Source organism: Odoribacter sp. N54.MGS-14 (assembly GCF_000980295.1).
Taxonomy (GTDB): Bacteria; Bacteroidota; Bacteroidia; order Bacteroidales; family Marinifilaceae; genus Odoribacter; species Odoribacter splanchnicus.
In genome coordinates, this window is sequence record NZ_LARL01000134.1 from 1 (window position 1) to 2155 (window position 2155).

General features: G+C 41.7%; 1 protein-coding gene. It reads left to right on the top strand.

Features of this window, described 5'->3' with window-relative positions:
* Positions 1-2155: SusC/RagA family TonB-linked outer membrane protein (locus tag WS42_RS14525; RefSeq protein ID WP_046451346.1), on the top strand; the 2155-nt coding region annotated here is incomplete at both ends.

Sequence of the window (2155 nt, forward strand, 5' to 3'; positions counted from 1 at the left end):
AAAGCAACAAGTGACGTTGAATCTGAAAAATGTCAGTTTATATGAACTGTTCAATCAGATAAAAGAACAAACAGGTTTGCGTTTTCTGTATAATGCAGAACAATTGGATGGCCTGGCTAATGTCAGTGTACAAGCGCAGAATGAAAAGGTGAGCGATGTGCTGAACAAAGTTTTTTCCGGAAAAGCTTTGACTTATGATTGTGATGGAAAAGTGATCATTGTCAAAAAACAGGAAATTCTTCCGCAGACTATAAAGGCGAAAATCATTTCCGGGAAGGTAACGGATTACCGGGATAATCCTCTGCCGGGAGTGACCATTCAGATTAAAGGTACAGCTGTAGGGACTTCTACAAATTCTTCCGGAGTTTATTCGTTACCGATTGCAACTTCCGATGCCGTTCTGATTTTTTCTTTTATCGGCATGAAGACTCAAGAAATTGCAGTGGCTAATAAATCGGAAATCAATGTAAAGATGACGGAAGAGAGTAGTAACCTGGATGAGGTTGTGGTAACCGGGTATCAGGATATCCGTCGCGACCGGGTGACCGGATCTGTTACTGTGATTACCGCTAAAGAGATTGAAAACAATTCTTTCAAAAGTATCGATCAGATTTTGGAAGGTAAAGTGGCCGGTTTGTACTCTTATACAACCAGTGGAGCTCCCGGAACCCGGGCCAATATCCGGATTCGGGGTGACAATTCGATCTCAGGTAACAAAGAACCGTTGTGGGTGGTGGATGGTTTGCCTTTGCAAGGAGGAGTTGCTTCGATTAATGTGGTAAATGCCGGTAATATTCAGGAATCGATACTGGATCATGGGATCGGTAATATCGCTCCAACGGATATTGAATCGATTACGGTATTGAAAGATGCTGCTGCGTCGGCCATCTACGGAGCACGTGCAGCCAACGGAGTGATTGTGATCAAGACCAAACGTGGTTTTGAAGGGAAGGCGACATTTAACTACAACGGCAGTTTCGGTATGGTAGAAGCTCCCCGTATCGATTTGGATTTTATGAACAGCAGCGAAAAAATCGATTTTGAGATTTCTTTGATGAAAGATTTTTCCAGGGCATGGGAAGGGGGACTGGTCGGTAAAATATACGATTATTACATGCAGGGAAGATATACAGAAAGCCAGTATCGGGAAGAGCTGGATAAATTGCGCAAGATCAATACCGATTGGTTCGATGTGATTTTCCGTAAAGCTTTTTCACAATCCCATTTTTTGTCTATGCGCGGAGGTACGGAGAAAACCAATTATTATGCATCTATTAACTATAATGGCCAGTCCGGAATTTTAAAGAGCAATTCGTATGATAATCTGGGAGCCAGTCTGGAAATCCGCCATAAACCGGCCCAAAATTTTGAGATGAATTTTAAACTAAACGGGAATTTCCGCGAAAGTAAGGATCATAATTCTTCCATAGATCCCTTCAAATATGCCGTATTCGCCAATCCTTACGAGAAACCTTTCAATGAAGACGGTAGTTATGCGGCGGATTTTACTTATCTGGGCGATAACCGGAGCTCGATCCATTATGGCAATATATATGACCAATTTAATATTTTACGGGAATTGAATGAAACTCAGAATAAGACCATCGCTTCCGATCTTTCTGCCCGTTTAGGGATGAATTATCAGGTAATGGAAGGTTTGAGTGTGGATTTAAATGGATCGCTTACGTATAGTACCAACAATACAGAGGCTTGGGCTGCCCCCGGGACCTATACGTCTTATTCTAACTGTTTTACTTCCAGTGCAATTAGTGGGGAACTTCCGGAAAAGTACAATAACGGTTATTTGAAAGAAGGATCAGGACGTTCAACGGCTTTTGCTTTGCGGGGACTGATCAGTTATAATAATAACAAGTTGGAAAATCACGCTTTTTCATTGGTTGTAGGTACGGAATTGTCCGGTAGTAAGTCTTATAACAATTATCATCGTTCTCCGGAATTCAATGATTATTATCGGTTTATTGCTTTCCCGGATTTTCCTTCGGATGATATTTCCTATAACGATATTAAAAATTCCTTGAGTGGGTTAATTGGAACAGCAGAAGCTCAGGACCGTTCCGCTTCTTTCTTTGGTGCCTTGACTTATACGTTATGTGATAAGTACGTGTTCAATTTGAATGCCCGTTTTGACGGGGCC